Origin of the sequence: Arthrobacter sp. YC-RL1, from assembly GCF_001454985.1 — a bacterium.
Taxonomy (GTDB): domain Bacteria; phylum Actinomycetota; class Actinomycetes; order Actinomycetales; family Micrococcaceae; genus Glutamicibacter; species Glutamicibacter soli.
Genome location: NZ_CP013297.1, coordinates 2,204,286 through 2,219,698 on the forward strand (window position 1 = coordinate 2,204,286; position 15,413 = coordinate 2,219,698).

Here is a 15,413-nt window from a genome sequence, read left to right on the forward strand (position 1 = left end):
CCTTGTCCCGGGGCTAGGTGCAGTACAGCTAGGCGGTGTGCAGGTTCTGGCGCAGGTGGGCGGCGATCTGGACGTCGTCCGGCGCCGGGCGCTGGTGTCCCTGGGTGTCGGCGACGGTCCAGGCCAGACGCAGCAGGCGGTCGGTGGCGCGGGCCGAGAGGCCGCCGCGTTCGGCAGCGGCTTCCACGGCGTGGCGCGTGGCCATCGGGTAGTCCAGCTCATGGCGCAGGATCCGGGTGGGGATCTGCGCATTGCAGCCGATGCCGTAGCCCTGCAAGCGGGCGGCGGCTCGGGCGCGGGCCTCCAGCACTCGGTCGCGCACCACGGCGCTTGACTCGTTGGCCTGCTGCCCGACCAGCTGTCCGCCGGGCACCGGGTTCAGCCGCACCTGCAGGTCGGTGCGGTCCAGGATCGGTCCCGAAAGCCGGCCGAAATAGCGGCGGCGGGCCATCGGTGTGCAGGTGCAGCCGGTGCCCGCGGCGTAGTTCCTCCCGCAGGGGCAGGGATTTGAAGCCATGACCAGCTGGAAGCGGGCCGGCAGCCGGGCGTGGCCGCGTGTGCGGTCCAGGGTGATGCAGCCCTCCTCGATGGGCTGGCGCAGCGCGTCGAGCACGCCGGTGTTGAAATGCGCCACCTCGTCCAGGAACAGCACCCCGTGGTGCGCGCGGGTGATCGCGCCGGGCACCATGCGCCGGGTGCCGCCGCCGATCAGCGCGGTGAGCGAGGCGGTGTGGTGCGGGGCGATGAATGCCGGGGTGCGGCGCAGCGCGGCGATGGGAGATTCGGAGCCGTGGGTGATCGAGTGCACCGCGGTGGCTTCCAGCGCCTGCAGATCATCCAGCGGCGGCAGGATTCCGGGCAGGGCGCTGGCCAGCAGGGTCTTGCCCGCGCCGGCCGGCCCGACCATGATCAGGTGGTGCCCGCCGGCCGCGGCGAGCTCCAAGGCCAGGCGCGCCTCCCCCTGCCCGTTGACCAGCGACAGGTCGGTGGGCTCCGGGGGCGCGGGCGCGTCAGGCTGCCGGCCCGCGGCTGCATGGCGCAGGTTGATGCTCAGCCCCGCTGCGTCGGCCCCGCAGTGGATGAGGACCTGGCCCAGGTGGTCGGCGGCGAATACGCGGGTTCCGGGCACCAACCGGGCCTCGGCCTCGTTGCCGCGGGCGACCACCAGGTTCGGCAGGCGAAGTGCCACGGCAAGCTGAGCGGCGGGAAGCACCCCGGGCACCGGACGCAGCATGCCGTCCAGCCCCAGCTCAGCCAGGTAGACGGTGTTCGGAGGCGGGGAGATCTGCCGGTCCGCGGACAGCGCGGCGACCAGGATGGCCAGGTCGAAGCCGGAGCCGAATTTGGGCAGCGTGGCCGGCGAGAGGTTGACGGTGAGCTTGCGGTTGGCGATCGGGATGCCGGTGTTGCGCGCGGCGGCCTTGACCCGCTCGCGCGCCTCGTTCAGCGACGCGTCGGGCAGGCCGAGGATCACGAAGCCGGGGATGCCGTTGCCCAGGTCGGCCTCCACCTCGATTAGCGCCGCCTGCACCCCCTGGAAGGCGATCGCGTGGGTGCGGGCGGTGCTCATGAGCGCACGTCCGGCAGGTGCCGGCAGGCCAGGGCGCCGCCGGGTGCGGGATAGACCTCGACGACGTCCACCCGCAGCTGCGGGCAGTAGGCGCCGTGGACCTTGCACCAGGCGATCAGCAGCCGGTGCAGCCGGGCGAACTTCGCGGGATTCACCGCGTCGAACGCGGTGCCGAACCCCTGGGAGGAGCGGGTCTTGACCTCCACCGCGGCCAGGGCGCCGGCCGGGTCGCGGACCACCAGGTCAAGCTCGCCGCTGCGGCACCGCCAGTTGCGGTCCAGGATCCGGTAGCCGCCGGCTTCGAGGTGCTCGGCGGCCGCCCGCTCGCCCCGGGCTCCGAGTTCCTGCTGCTGAGTGGTCATCGCCGCCTCCTTGAATCGGTCTGTGCGTGTTCAGACCAGTTTCAGGGGCTGCGGGGCGGGGCCGGTGCGGCGGGGTGCGGATTGTGGAGAACGCGGTTAGCTCTCCAGCCCCTCCTTGGGGATCTGCAGCTCGTCGCGGTTCAGCTCCTCGACGTTGACGTCCTTGAAGGTGAGCACCTTCACTGCCTTCACGAAGCGGCCCTGGCGGTAGATGTCCCAGACCCAGGCGTCGGTCAGCGTGAGCTCGAAGTAGACCTCGCCGGCGTTGGACAGCGTCTTCACGTCGACCTGGTTGGCCAGGTAGAAGCGGCGTTCGGTTTCCACCACGTAGTTGAACAGCCCGACCACGGTCTTGTACTCGCGGTACAGCTGCAGCTCCATGTCGGACTCGTAGTTTTCCAGTTCGTCGCCAGCCATCACTTTGCCTTCAATCCTGTGGGTTTACCTTCGTCCTTGCCCGTGCTGGAAGTCAAGTTCCAGCTCTTGCGGTGGTAGTCGCAGGGGCCCAGGGCGACGATCGCCTCGCGGTGCGCGGCGGTGGCGTAGCCCTTGTTGACCTCCCAGCCGAACGCGGGATGCGCCGGAGCCAGCTGCGCCATGATCCCGTCGCGCTCCACCTTGGCCAGGATCGACGCGCCGGCGATCGCCTGGCAGGTCATGTCCCCCTTGACGATGGTGCGCACCGGAACGTGCAGGCCCACCGGTTCGCGGTCCGCGGCCAGCAGGTCGAAGAGATCCTGCTCGGGGGCGCTCAGCCAGTCGTAGCTGCCGTCCAGCAGCACCGCCTCGGGCTGCACCGCGCAGGCGGCCACCGCGCGGGTGCCGGCCAGGCGCAGCGCCCCGGTGACCCCGAGCTGATCGATCTCCGCGGCCGAGGCATGCCCCACGCCGTAGCCGGCCGCCCACGCGCGCACCGGCTGAACCAGTTCCTCGCGCTTGGCGGCGGTGAGCAGCTTGGAGTCGCGCAGCTGCGGGAATTCGGTCACGGCCTGGATGTCGATCACGGTGACGCCCACGCTGATCGGTCCGGCCAGGGCGCCGCGGCCCACCTCGTCGGCCGCGCCGATGAAGCGCACGCCGTGGGCGGCGGCCAGGGCGCGCTCGTGCTCCAGCGTGGTGGCCTTGGAGGACTTGGAAGTTCTGGACGCGGTGGCGGGCATGCTAGTTCCCCGGGGTCGGGACGGCGGCGAAGACTTCCTCGTGGGAGTCGATGGTGCCCCAGCGCGAGAGCGGCCAGGAGATGACCGAGGCCTTGCCCTGCACCGAGTCGACGTCCACGAACCCGCCCTGGACATCCGGGTGGAAGCGGGAGTCGGCGCTCTCGGCGCGGTGGTCGCCCATCACCCAGAGCTTGCCCTCCGGCACGGTGACCTTGAAGGCCATGTCGCTGGGGGTGTTCCCGGGGTAGATGTAGGGTTCGTCGATCGGGGTGCCGTTGATGCTCAGCCTGCCGTCGACGGTGCAGCACTCCACGGTGTCCCCCGCGGTGCCGATGATGCGCTTGACCAGGTACTGCTCGCCGGCCGCGGGCAGGATGCCGACGAAGGACAGCGCCGATTCCACCGCGGTGGGCTGGGATTCCAGCGGCGGCAGCCAGTCCAGGTCGTCGCGGAAGACCACCACGTCCCCGCGCTCCAGCTCGAATGGGCCCGGGACCATGAGGTTCGCGAAGATCCGGTCGTTGATCTGCAAGGTGTTCTCCATGGAGCCCGACGGGATGTAGTAGGCGCGGAAGAAGAAGGTCTTGATGACGAAGGACAGCACCAGGGCGATCGCAACGATGATCACGATCTCCCGGATGAAGCGCCAGAGTTTGTAGAGCGGTCCGCCCTGCTGCGGACTTTCGGCTGATTCGGCGCTCACGGCTGGGTGCGTCCCTTTCGCTGGTGGTCAATACCCTCCATCTTACGTACGCAGCCGCGCGGCGGCGCCACGTGGCACGCTGCACGCACGAATTGCCCAGATAATTGCCACTCCGGCCGCGGCCACCGGGCGCGAACGCCGGCAGGCGGCGCTAGCTCGACGGGGTGCCGACGGTGGCCGGGGCCGGGGAGGCCGGGCCGCTGCTGTCGGTGAAGTCCAGCGGGATCCCGCCTGCCGGCTTGTCCTTGGCCAGCGCGTCCTGCACCGCCTGGCGCTGGGAGGCGTCCACCGCCAGGGTCAGGCCCCCGGTGCGCGGGTTCAGCGTGTAGGCATGGATCGCCGAGCGCAACCGCGGCTCCTGCTTCGCCTGCCAGGCCATGATCTGCGAAATGCCCTCGCGCAGCTGGGCATTGCTGAAGTCCACCAGGTGCCCGACGGCGCCTGCCTGCTCGATGGCCTGCACCGCGGCCTCGCTGGTCGCGGCGACGTGCAGAGTGCCGTCCTGGATCCAGCCCTGGACGTACTCGTCGCCCAGCTGGACCGCCAGCTGCTCGTTGGCATCCAGCAGTGCGCTGTCGTCCACGTCGGCTCCGCTCGTCGAGGTCTGGGTGGGGGTGGGCGAGGCCTGCGGGGCCGCCTGCTGCTGCCCGCAGCCGGTCAGCAGCAGTGCGACGACCGCGGCCGAGGCGACCAGCGTCACCGGCAGCCGCCGTGCGGTATGTGTGCTTCTCATGTTCAATCCTCGTCTTCCGGCGGAACCGTCGGCGTGCCGCGGGTCTTGCACCCGAGGCTACCGGCCGTTCCGCAAAACCAACTCGTAGGCACATGTGTGCCGCATGGCAATGCCCCGATGCCATCAGCGGCAGCGGGGCATTGTCACGGTGTCCGCAAGGCGGTCACCTGGGAGCGCGATCCCTTAGCCGTGGCGTCGGGCGCTACGGCGGAGCAGCAGCACCGCCGCGCCGATCAGTGCCAGGGCACCGCCGGCGATGATCAGCGGCATGCTGCCCACGCCGGTATCGGCCAAGGTGTCATCCCGCTTCGGTTCGTCCTTCGTCGGCTCGGTGGCGCTGGCGGAAGTGCTGGCCGTCGCGCTGGCCGAGGCAGACTCTGAGGGATCCTGGCTGGAGCCGCTCGATTCGCTCGGGGTCGCAGTGTCCGTAGGTTCCGGCGTGGTCGGGGTCGGCTCGGCGGCCGCCACGACGACGTTTCCGGAGACCTGCTCCGACTTGTCGCGGCCGTTGACGGCTTCCAGAGTGAAGCTGAACTCTCCCAGGGCCTGCGGAGCGGTGAAGCTGAAGCCGCCCGCGGGATCCACGGCGACGGTCTCGGCAACCTGGCCGTCGACGATCACATTGACCTTGGTACCGCTGGAGGCATCCGCCATGGTGCCGCTGATCGCGGCCCCCGGCTCAACCTGCGCGCCGTTGGCCACCGAGGTGAGCTCCGGCGCATTGATGAAGAGCTTGATCTGGTAGCCGTCGATATAACCCTTGGACTGCACGTCGGACAGCGAAGTGTAGAACGCGAGATCATCGAAGTTGCCGTCCACCCCGTCGGGGCCCGGACTGTTGGCAGAATTGATGCCGATGGCGCGCGATCCGACCAGGACCGGTCCACCGGAGTCGCCCTGGTTCAGGATGGTCCGGTTCGGGTTCTTGGCGGCATACCCCAGGACCGCGCGCTGGTCGTTGTTGTAGCCCAGGACGAAGAACAGACCCTCCCCGATGATCTCCGAGCAGCTCCAGCCGGTGGTGCGGCCCGAGGAGCAGGCGTTGGCGCCCACGACGGCCTTGGATACGCCGGTGACCTTGACTGACCCCTCGCGCGGACCGGCGGCAGGCCAGTTAGATACCACAGCAGGCAAGTTCAATTCCGGATTGATTTCGTCGATGACGGCGATATCGGTGCCGGGCTCGGTGTTGCCCAGGATCTGCAGCGCTTCCTCATCGCTCAGGCCCTCCAGGTCTTCCAGCGGGATGCCGGAATTGTTGGGCCCGCCGAACTGGTTGAACCCGAAGCTACCCAGAGGAGCTCCGATGGCTTCGAGCACGTTCGGAGCCGACTGCTCGGCAATGGCGGCGACCTTGGTCTGGCCGTCTTCGGCGCAGTGGCCGGCGGTGATGATGGCATCCCCGCCGCTGGGGGACCAGGCGTTGAACCCGGACGAGCACAGTCGCAAGCTCGGGGTAGGAATCCCCGACCGGTCCGTCATGTATCCCATGGCTCCGAAGAAGTCGTTTTCGGCGGTCGTCTTGGCGGGGCCGGAACCCTCGACCAGCTGGACGCCCTTGGCCTGGTCGGCGAATTCCTCCAGCGTCAGGGACATGACTGCCGACGACGTGCCGGGAGAAGCGCTTTCCTTGCCATCGGTGGAGGCGGGACCATCGGCCATGATCTGAAGACCGCTCCCGGTGTTCATGATCGCTGTCAGACGCGACAGTTCGGTTGGCTTGACGTTGGCGAGGACTTCCTCGTAGACGTCGTTGACGGTCTTGATCTTGCCGATTCCGGTGGTGATCGCGGTAGCCTTGGCGGCGGTGGTTTCGGCGATCTTCTTCGCCTTGGCCTCGTCGGCCTGGCCGACCTTGATCTCGGCCCGGCCGTGCTTCACGCTGGCCGATGCCTTAATGCCTTCGCCGTTGAGCTTCTCGCGCAGTTCCGCGGCCTCTTCCGAAACCTTGGTCTCTGCATCGAATTCCTCAACAGTTTTTCCCAGATCGCGCTGGACCGCTTCTTCCAGGCCCTTGGCCTGCAGCGCACTGTCGGAAGCGGTTTCACTTGAGGTCGCACTCGCGGAGGCGCTTGGCGAGTTCACGGGCGCATCGGTAGCCTCTGTCGCTGCCATGGCTGGCATGAAGCTGCCGCCGACCGCCATGGCCGTGGCCGCAACGGCGGCAAAGCCACGCCGTGCCGTCCTACTTTTCAGTTGTGGCATTAATGCTTCTCCCAGATTTAAAGGTGCGAGGATTTTAGGGTTTCGAAGGTACCGTCGAGTCCTGGTGAACGCGGGCGCAGAGATATTCATTCTGTTACCAAGATGAAACCATATCGGGGAACATTTAATTGCTGCAAGCGTCGAATCCGCCGAAAATATAAACTTTGGATTACATTACAGCTAGTCAGATGCAGTTCGCGGCCTTGATCAGAGCCTCTGCCCGTGCGGTCAAGAGAGAGGTTGAAGATTCATCTTCTTTTACTTGCTACAAGTCAGGTCAACATCATGTGTGAACCTGCCCAAAATATGCTCGCCTTCTCCGGCACGTTCGGCGGTGCCCGCCGAACCGCGAAGGTTCTTCCCCAGTTCCGCTGCACCACCCCTCGCGTTACCCTCAGTTACCCTAGCGCAGTCGCCAATGACCAGTTTTGCGCGGTCCTCGTCCGCCCTTGCAGTTGTCCGCGAAAGATGTCCCTGTCGCGTGAAGCGAAAAGTAAAACCCACGCATGAACGGCTCATGCGTGGGTTGCCTCTGATTCAGCCGAATCGGTGTGGCGGACGAAGGCCCGCTAGCGGATTTCGGAACGCTGGTCCGCTGGCCAGATGATGTTCGTTGCACGTCCGGTGACGCGGTCCAGGCTGATCATGCCGCCGCCGCTGGCGCCGAGCAGCGATCGGGAATCCTGCGACACGGAACGGTGGTCCCCCATGACCCAAACGCGGCCAGCAGGAACTTCGACTGAGAACTTCAAGTCGCTTGGCGCATCGCCATTGAAGAGGTAGGGCTCATCGATCGCTTCACCGTTGACGGTCACGCGGCCGTCGGCCGAACAGCATTCAACGGTATCCCCGTCCACCCCGATCACGCGCTTGACATAGGAATGGGAGCTGCCCGAAAGCTTGAAGGCGCCCATGAGGTCGTCAACCACCGAGGACCGGGCATAGGGCAAGAACGATCCCCGGCCGTCGAATACGATGACGTCTCCGCGCTGGGGCTCGGCGTCGTCGTAGGCGCGTCGGTCCACGGAGATGGCTTGGCCCGGGTTCAGCGTTGACTGCATCGAATCCGAGCGGATGCTGAAGACATCGACGAAAAATGCGCGAATGATGATCACGGCGACCAACGCGCAAATGACAGCGAGAACAGCGAAGCGCCAGACCCAGTAAAAGGCCCGGCGCTTCGTGATTGCCGCTTCAGGGCGAGCAATCTGCTTCATGGAAGAACGCAGATTACTTCTTGCCGCCGAAATCGCGCTTCTCGCGGATGCGAGCAGCCTTGCCGTGGCGATCGCGCATGTAGTACAGCTTTGCACGACGCACGTCGCCCTTGGACACAAGCTCAATCTTTTCGATGATTGGCGAGTGAACCGGGAAGGTACGCTCGATACCGGTGCCGAAGGAAACCTTGCGGACGGTGAAGGTCTCGCCTACGCCGCGGCCCTGACGGCCCAGTACGTAGCCCTGGAAGACCTGAACACGGGAGTTCTTGCCTTCGATGATGTTGACGTGCACCTTGAGGGTGTCGCCAGGACCGAAAGCAGGAACGTCGGAACGCAGGCTGGCTGCATCCAAAGAGTCAAGAATATGCATTGTGCATCTCCTAGGATCAATGCCGCAGGTCACCGAATCCTCGTAGCGGGGCTCTTCGAGCGCCTGAAACGGCGCCGAACTCCCCGGAACGTTTACCACCGGCTGGCTTTAGCAACCGATGCGGCGGTTCTTGAAGTCCGGGATCCCCCTGCGGCAGGATTCGGACAAAACACACCAAGAGTCAATTTTGCCATATAAATGTCCCTGAGGTGAACACCGCGACGGAGCAATCCGCCGTGATGTTGGCCTCGCGAAAAGTTTACTCGGATTCGGTTCCTGCGCCGGTGGCCCAATCGAGCTGGGACTTGGGCAGAATCTCGCCTTCAACCACGGCAAAACCGTTGTGCCACAGGGCATCTCGGTCCCGGCGGTTCAGGCTTTCCACGTCGAGCTGGGTGATCAGGTCCGGCCGGCGGTCGGCCGTGCGCTTGATCTGCTCGTCGCGGCGGTGGCGGGCTACGCGGTGGTGGTTGCCGCCCAGCAGCACCTCGGGAACCTCGCGGCCGCGCCAGGACGCAGGCTTAGTGTAGACGGGGTACTCCAGCAGCACATCCGAGTGCGATTCCTCGACGAGCGACTCGGGGTTGCCGATGACACCGGGAATCAGGCGCCCGATGGCCTCGACCATCACCATGACCGCGACTTCTCCCCCGTTGAGGACATAGTCGCCGATGGAGACGGGAATGACGGTGAAGTTCTCGTGCGCGTACTCGATGACGCGCTCGTCGATGCCTTCGTAGCGGCCGCAGGCGAAGACCAAGTGCTCTTCTTCAGCGAGGTCGTAGGCCATCTGCTGGTTGAAGACCGCCCCTGCGGGCGAAGGCACGATCAGCACCGGCTTCTTGTCGGCCGGAGCCTTGGCGCGGACAGCATCCAGCGCCTGGCCCCACGGCTCGGGCATCATGACCATGCCGGCGCCGCCGCCGTACGGGGTGTCGTCCACCTTGCGGTGCTTGTCGGTGGTGAAGTCGCGCAGATTGGTGACGTTCAGGTCCAGGATGCCGTCTTCCGCGGCGCGGCCGATGAGCGAAAGCTGCAGCGGGTTCAGGTATTCGGGGAAGATCGAGATGACGTCCAGGCGCATTACTTGGATTCCCCCTCGGGCTGCTCCGAATCCTCGGAGTTCAGCTCCAGCAGGCCCGGAGGCGGGGTGATGGTCAGCGTACCGGCCTCGGTGTCGATCTCCGGGACGAATTCGTCCACGAACGGCAGGTAGATTTCCTCGCCGTCGGCGTTCTCGAAGACCAGCAGATCCTGGGCGGGGTTGGTGCGCAGCGCGGTGACAACGCCGACCTCGACGCCGTCGTGCATGACCTTCAGGTCCTGCAGCTCGTGCTCGTACCACTCGTCCGAGTCGTCCTCCGGCTCCTCGCCGACCTCGATCTCCAGGCGGGCGCCGCGCAGCGTCTCAGCGGCGTTGCGGTCCGCGATCTCCTGGAAGGAAAGCAACAGGATTGTCTTGTTCCAACGCGCGTTCTTGATGGTCAGCGACTCGACCGGGCCGTCGGTGACATGCAGGACTTCGCCGGCGACAAAGCGCTCTTCGGGTGCGTCGGTGAGGACCTGGGCCGTGACTTCGCCGCGGATGCCGTGGGGCTTGCCGATGCGGGCTACCTGCAATCGCATGTTCGCTGAACCTTTTCTTCGGTGGATGGCTTCAGATGGTGAAGGATAAAAATTTTGGGGTGAAACACTAAAGGAGTTCCCGCGTTGTAGAGCGGAAACTCCTTGAGTGGTGAGGCTCGGCCTAGGCCGGGCCTCTAAGTTGTTCAGCCTCGGCGACGATCAGTGTCGATGACATCAACACGAATCGGCTCCTTGGCCAACGCTGCCATCACTGTGCGCAGTGCCCGTGCAGTGCGACCCTGGCGTCCGATCACGCGACCGAGATCATCAGGATTCACACGTACTTCGAGCAGGTCGCCGCGGCGGGTGGACTTCAGGGCAACCTGAACGTCCTCCGGCTCCTCGACAACCCCGCGGACCAAGTGGTCTAGCGCGTCAACGAGCATGATTACTCAGCCTCGGTAGCTTCAGCCTCTGCCTCTTCGGCAGCTGGCTTTTCAGCCTTCTTGGTGATGGCTTCCTTGAGGATAACCGAGCCCTTTTCAGGAGCAACGAATGCTGGCTTAGGCTCGGCAACCTTGTAGGTGCCTTCCTGGCCATCGATGCCCTTGAACTTCTGCCAGTCACCGGTGATCTTCAGCAATGCGTGTACCTGCTCGGTTGGCTGAGCGCCAACAGACAGCCAGTACTGCGCACGGTCCGAATCGATCTCGATGATCGAAGGGTTCTCGGTCGGGTGGTACTTACCGATCTCCTCGATGGCACGGCCATCGCGCTTGGCGCGCGAGTCCATGACGACAACGCGGTAGAAAGGTGCGCGCATCTTACCGAAGCGCTTCAGACGAATCTTTACGGCCACTTTTGTGGTCTCCTGTTTCTCAACATGGTCGAACCAAGCTTTGTGCACCTGTGGGGCAGGCCTTACTGACCTGGTTCTAAAAGGACAGGATTCGAAACGGAGAGAGGGTCCATAACAAATCGAGTACCCTGCAATTATGCCAGAGACCCGGCGCTCAAACCAATTATTCCCGACATCTGCGTGCCGGTTCTGCGAATGAGGTTCATCACTCCGGGTTCGGAGCGGAGGCAGCCGGCTCGGCGGGCTCTACGATTTATTGTATGACCTTCACTTCCGCATTGCTCTCCTTCGCCGTCGTTGCCGCGCTGATGACGCTGGTCCCCGGCGTCGATACGGCGCTGATCCTGCGCTCGGCGGTCACGCGCAGCAGGCTGGACGCACTGGCGGCCGCCCTCGGAATCTGTTCCGGGGTTTTCGCCTGGGGCATCATTGCGGCCGCCGGGGCATCTGCGGTGCTGGCCGCCTCCCAGCTCGCCTACCAAATCCTGACCTACGCCGGTGGCGCGTACCTGATGTTCCTGGGCGGCCAATTGATCTACCGCTCGCTGCGACGACGGGAATTGGAGCCAACGAACGTTGCCGTGGCCAGCAGCAAATGGAAGGCCTACGGCACCGGGTTGGTGACCAATCTGCTGAACCCGAAGATCGGCGTCTTCTATATCGCTGTCATTCCCCAGTTCACGCCGGCCGATGCCAACGCCCTGCTGATGGGTATCGCTTTGTCGGCGGTGCATGTGGCGATGACCTTGGCCTGGGCTGGCGTGCTGATCCTCGGTGCCTCGCTGGCCGGCAAATGGCTGAGCACCCCGAAGGCGGTGACATGGATGGACCGGATTACCGGAACCGTGCTGGTCGGCTTCGGCGTCAAGGTGGCGCTTTCCAAGCCTTAGGTTCGGTGCCGCTGATCTGGCGTGGAGATGCCTCGCTCAAGGAATTCTCAGCCAAACGATGAATACATGGGTTTTAGGCAGCGGTGTAGAGCCGGTTCCGCTGCGGTATCTGCAACGGATCCACATGCTTCGGGAACAGGATATACGCCAATCCCCCGATCTTGACCAAGGTCAGCAACCCGGCATGGATCGCCAAATGATGCCGACGGCACAAACACGACGCATTACGGCAACTGGTCTTCCCGCCATGCTCCCACCAATCATCATGATGGCACTCAAGCATCTCCGGCGGCGCGGTGCACCCGGGCACAATACACCCTCGGTCCCGGGCCAACGCGGCCCGCTTGATCGCCTCGGTGAAGAACCGCTGGGACCGCCCCACATCCAGCGGCTGCCCGTCGGGCCCGAAGATCACCCGGTAAATCGCTCCCTCGCACATCAGCCTCCCGGTTTCCGCCGCGTCGAGCCGAACCCCGTGATCCGTGGTCGAGGTGAGCATCTCGGGGTGCCGCAAATCCTCCAGGGCCTTGAGCTGGATGTGGATCCCGACCTGCGGCGCGATGGTCTTGGCCCCCGACCCCGCCGGACCGGAGCTGAGGGCTGCGAGGAACGCGTTCAACCGGCGCTGGGCCGGCGGCACGTCCGCGTCGCCTCCCAGCTCCGGGTCCTGGTCGCTGTACTCGGTCCGCGGCTGCCCGGCGGCATCCCCGGAGCCATGGCCTGCATCCTCGTGGCTGGTTTCCGCACCCCCGGAATCCTGGCCGTGCTGGCCCTCGAAGGACCCCTGGGCGTGCTGGCTCTTCGAGGACTCCGGGGAATCGTGGCCCTCCGAGGAGCCCGGGGAGCTATCGCCGGCAGCTTGCCACGCGTCGAAACCGAGGAGGTTCTCCCGGCCTTCTTCCGCCGGGCGATGCCCGAACCCGGCATCAGGGCCGGCATCAGCACTGGTATCGAGGCCTGCCCAGTCGGGAGCCGGGGCATCCGAACTGAACAACGGATCGGTCTGCACCTCGCCCTGGTCCGCAGCCTCCGCAGCCGAGCGGTCGGGGTTCGAGGAACCAGGCCGGGCGGCCCGGGCGGCCCGGGCGGCCTTGCCGGCCTGCGTCCGCGGGTTATCGGCCTGCCCCATCAACGAGCGCAACTGCTCGGCCTGCTCCCCCGCCGCACGCAGGTCGTAGCAGTCCACCCCGGCCCGGGTGCCACGGAAGAAGATCCCGGTCTCCGGGGCCCGCTGCTTGCCGTGCTCGCGCCGGTAGTCGGAAATCAAGGTGGAAACCTGTTTCTCGCTGGTGGTGCGGTTCGGCTCGGCCAAGGCGGCGAGCACGTGCTCTTCCATGAGTGCCCCGTCGGCGTGCCGGGCGGTCGCCGGCAACGGAAGCCCCTCGAAGCAGGTGTCGGCCGGTTCGAACTTGTCCAGCGCCCGGGCCGCCTGCGCGATCCGGCGCGGGTCCACGGCCCCCGGCTCCTGGTACAGCCGGGCCAGCCCGGCCAGCCGCGGGGTCAGCGTGCCGCCGCCCATGGCGCGGCGGGCGATCAGCAGGTGCGCATCGTGCAGCCGGGACGCGGCCCCGTAGTAGTTCAACCCCAGCCAGGCCGCGGCGAAGTCCGCGGTGCTGGTGTAGTGGGCGCGGCCCGCGTACAGGCGCGGGGCCGTTGCCAGGTCCAGCTGCCGGTAGGCGTGCTGCGCCCCGGCTTGGCGCAGGGCGTCCAGCTCGTCGTCTTCGAGCAGGTGCGCGCCGGTGGATTCCAGATGGATCTGGCTGCGCAGCTGTTCGCGCTGGGTGTAGTGGAACAGCTGCTCGATCAGGTGGGCGTGGGCGGCGGCGACCCGAGGGTCCTCGATGCCGTGCAGGGCTTCGGAAAGCTTGGCCAGCAGGGCGCAGCACGAGGCCATGACCTCGAGCACCGCGGCGGCCGCGCCGCGCGGGATGCTCGTGGTGATGGCGTTGCGCAGGACCTGTAGTGCTGCGGCTAGCTGGTGGATACTCATGGCCCCAGCCTGCGCCGGGTCTACGGGTGGCGGGGGGAGCTGGTTGCGGGGTGTGGATAAACCTGAATCTAGTTCTCTGACAGCTGGTCCCCAGCTGCCCAGTCGTTGCTCCTCGAACGGACCAGCAGCCACGCAGCTACAAGCAGTAGCAGCCCGGAAATTCCCGTGGACAGGGCCACCACTGTCTCTGTGCCCGGGGTGGTGTCATGCGAGGAATAGAACGTGAGCAGCGGGGCGACGATGTAGCAGGCGAAGATGTACCCGTGGACATTGGTGCCCAGGGTGAAGAAGACCGCGAGGCTGAGTGCCGGACAGCGCCTGGCGCACAGCAGGCACAGACCGATCGCCGCAAAGAACCCCAGCGTCAACAGCGTGTCGGCGAGCGCCGTGCTTCCCGACTCGTGGGGCGGTGTCCCGTTGCGGAAGGTGAGCAGGGATTCGTAGCCGACGATCGCGCAACTGGCGGAAAGCAGCAGTCCCAGGATCAGCTGCAACGAACCGCGCCGGAAGCTTTGCCGCGGTCGCAGGGACAGCAGGCACATGGTCAGCAGCACCACCCCGGCAGCCTGCAGCAGCATTCCGATTCCGAAGGGTCCGCTGGTGCCGGGAATCATCAGGAAGGGTTCGGAGGCCAGGTAGTAGTCGTACAGGTGGTCTTCCATGGACAGGTCGCTGGGGTCGAGGCCCGCGGGAAATGTGATCCAGCGGGCATGGGCCGCTGACAGCTGGAACCAGCAGGAGGCAACGAAGAACAGCGCGGCACCCGAGGCGAAGATCACCGCGGCCCAGCTCTGTGGCGTAGCGGCGCTGGTTCCGCCTAGCCACCTCGGGGTGGATTTGAGGGCGGTCCAGCTCGATGCACGTAGCTGGCGCAGGTCGGTGGCGAACTCACTCATTGTTCCTGTCCCTTCCACTCAGTCTCTTTCGGATCAACTGCACGGCGGCCAGGAGCGCTGCGGCTCCCGCGGCGGCGCTGCCGATCGCCACGATGGTCTCAGTCCCGGGGGTTGCATCGTACGGGGCGTATCCGGTGATCGCCGGAGCAAAGAGCACGGCGATGGCCAGGTAGCCGATCGGGCTGGCGCACTGGGCGAACAGCATCGCGATCCCCACAGCCGGGACCCGCAGCCAGGCCATGATGCCCAGCGCCAGCAGCGCAGGAGACGTCAAGAAGACGATCGCAACCACCAGCCAGTCGGTGGCGGACGCCTCGCTGATCTGGCCGGTGGCCGCGATGCGCAGCGAATCGGCCCCGATCAAGGCGAATCCGGCGGCGACGGCAGCGCCGAGCAGCAGCTGGGCGCGGCGCACCGCGGCGCTGGCCCGCGGGCGCAGCATCAGCACGGCGGCCGTCAGGAAAGCCAAGCCGGCGGCCTGCAGCAGCATGCCGATGCCGAAGGGCAGGTGGGTGCCGGGCAACAGGATCACCGGGTCCGCGGCCAGGTAGTAGTCGAAACGGTTGTCCTCGATGGCGTAGTCCCCCACCCCCGCTGCGTGTGTGATCCAGCGGGAGTTGGAGGCAGCCAGCTGGAATCCGGAGGACACCAGCAGAAGCAGTCCGGAAGCCAGCGCGCAGCCGATAGCCGGGAGCGGGGCCCGGTGAATGCCGGAGGAGCTCGCCACGTGTTTTCCCGCCGCAGCCAGTGACCGCTGCAGGAGCTTCATCGCCGCGCCCACATCCGCCGCCAGCCCGCGGGCGTCCGCGGCGAAGTCACCCATGGCGGGCCTGCGCAGTGCAGAGCCCTACGCCGAAGGAGGCGAACAGCATCAGCGCGGCCGCCACAG

17 protein-coding genes are annotated in these 15,413 nt (G+C 66.1%); 1 reads left to right on the forward strand and 16 read right to left on the reverse strand.

The window, feature by feature from the left end:
• Positions 1-28 precede the first annotated feature (28 nt).
• From ATC04_RS10335 to rpsP, 13 genes are all read right to left on the reverse strand, one after another.
• A complete protein-coding gene (locus ATC04_RS10335; RefSeq protein ID WP_047118976.1) occupies positions 29-1,570 on the reverse strand; it encodes a YifB family Mg chelatase-like AAA ATPase in 1,542 nt (513 codons plus the stop codon).
• Entirely contained in the window at positions 1,567-1,932 is a 366-nt protein-coding gene (locus ATC04_RS10340) for a YraN family protein (RefSeq protein WP_047118975.1), read from the reverse strand. Before ATC04_RS10340 ends, ATC04_RS10335 begins: the two co-directional genes overlap by 4 nt.
• A gap of 96 nt (positions 1,933-2,028) precedes the next feature.
• Positions 2,029-2,349: a DUF2469 domain-containing protein gene (locus ATC04_RS10345; protein ID WP_047118974.1), complete on the reverse strand. Its 321-nt coding sequence runs from the start codon at positions 2,347-2,349 to the stop codon at positions 2,029-2,031.
• Complete coding sequence (locus ATC04_RS10350; protein WP_047118973.1) at positions 2,349-3,092, reverse strand: ribonuclease HII; 744 nt, start codon at positions 3,090-3,092, stop codon at positions 2,349-2,351. The genes ATC04_RS10345 and ATC04_RS10350 overlap by 1 nt, the downstream gene beginning before the upstream one ends.
• Before the next feature lies 1 nt (position 3,093).
• Positions 3,094-3,795, reverse strand: coding sequence for a signal peptidase I (lepB, locus tag ATC04_RS10355; RefSeq protein WP_047118972.1), 702 nt, complete (start codon positions 3,793-3,795; stop codon positions 3,094-3,096).
• 151 nt (positions 3,796-3,946) lie between these two features.
• Positions 3,947-4,528, reverse strand: a complete 582-nt coding sequence (locus ATC04_RS10360; protein WP_152666834.1) for a hypothetical protein — start codon at positions 4,526-4,528, stop codon at positions 3,947-3,949.
• Positions 4,529-4,711: 183 nt separating this feature from the next.
• Positions 4,712-6,733 (reverse strand): LPXTG cell wall anchor domain-containing protein, encoded by a 2,022-nt coding sequence (locus tag ATC04_RS10365; RefSeq protein ID WP_152666833.1) that lies wholly within the window; start codon positions 6,731-6,733, stop codon positions 4,712-4,714.
• A gap of 569 nt (positions 6,734-7,302) precedes the next feature.
• A complete protein-coding gene (lepB, locus tag ATC04_RS10370; protein WP_047118969.1) occupies positions 7,303-7,950 on the reverse strand; it encodes a signal peptidase I in 648 nt (215 codons plus the stop codon).
• Positions 7,951-7,963: 13 nt separating this feature from the next.
• Entirely contained in the window at positions 7,964-8,323 is a 360-nt protein-coding gene (gene rplS / locus ATC04_RS10375) for a 50S ribosomal protein L19 (protein ID WP_047118968.1), read from the reverse strand.
• A 259-nt stretch (positions 8,324-8,582) separates the two neighbouring features.
• Positions 8,583-9,407, reverse strand: coding sequence for a tRNA (guanosine(37)-N1)-methyltransferase TrmD (gene trmD, locus ATC04_RS10380; RefSeq protein ID WP_047118967.1), 825 nt, complete (start codon positions 9,405-9,407; stop codon positions 8,583-8,585).
• On the reverse strand, positions 9,407-9,949 hold the full coding sequence (rimM, locus tag ATC04_RS10385) for a ribosome maturation factor RimM (RefSeq protein ID WP_052772347.1): 543 nt from the start codon (positions 9,947-9,949) through the stop codon (positions 9,407-9,409). The genes trmD and rimM overlap by 1 nt, the downstream gene beginning before the upstream one ends.
• A gap of 143 nt (positions 9,950-10,092) precedes the next feature.
• Positions 10,093-10,335: an RNA-binding protein gene (locus ATC04_RS10390; protein WP_047118965.1), complete on the reverse strand. Its 243-nt coding sequence runs from the start codon at positions 10,333-10,335 to the stop codon at positions 10,093-10,095.
• 2 nt (positions 10,336-10,337) lie between these two features.
• Complete coding sequence (rpsP, locus tag ATC04_RS10395; protein ID WP_047118964.1) at positions 10,338-10,748, reverse strand: 30S ribosomal protein S16; 411 nt, start codon at positions 10,746-10,748, stop codon at positions 10,338-10,340.
• A gap of 260 nt (positions 10,749-11,008) precedes the next feature.
• Between rpsP and ATC04_RS10400 the strand changes: the two genes are divergently transcribed.
• A complete protein-coding gene (locus ATC04_RS10400; RefSeq protein ID WP_047118963.1) occupies positions 11,009-11,638 on the forward strand; it encodes a LysE family translocator in 630 nt (209 codons plus the stop codon).
• Between the two features lie 73 nt (positions 11,639-11,711).
• Here ATC04_RS10400 and ATC04_RS10405 read toward each other — a convergent pair whose 3' ends face one another.
• The 3 genes from ATC04_RS10405 to ATC04_RS10415 form a co-directional block, all read right to left on the reverse strand.
• Positions 11,712-13,628: a DUF222 domain-containing protein gene (locus ATC04_RS10405; protein ID WP_060617016.1), complete on the reverse strand. Its 1,917-nt coding sequence runs from the start codon at positions 13,626-13,628 to the stop codon at positions 11,712-11,714.
• A 68-nt stretch (positions 13,629-13,696) separates the two neighbouring features.
• Positions 13,697-14,524: a hypothetical protein gene (locus ATC04_RS10410; RefSeq protein WP_047118961.1), complete on the reverse strand. Its 828-nt coding sequence runs from the start codon at positions 14,522-14,524 to the stop codon at positions 13,697-13,699.
• Complete coding sequence (locus tag ATC04_RS10415) at positions 14,517-15,347, reverse strand: hypothetical protein (RefSeq protein WP_047118960.1); 831 nt, start codon at positions 15,345-15,347, stop codon at positions 14,517-14,519. The genes ATC04_RS10410 and ATC04_RS10415 overlap by 8 nt, the downstream gene beginning before the upstream one ends.
• Positions 15,348-15,413 lie beyond the last annotated feature (66 nt).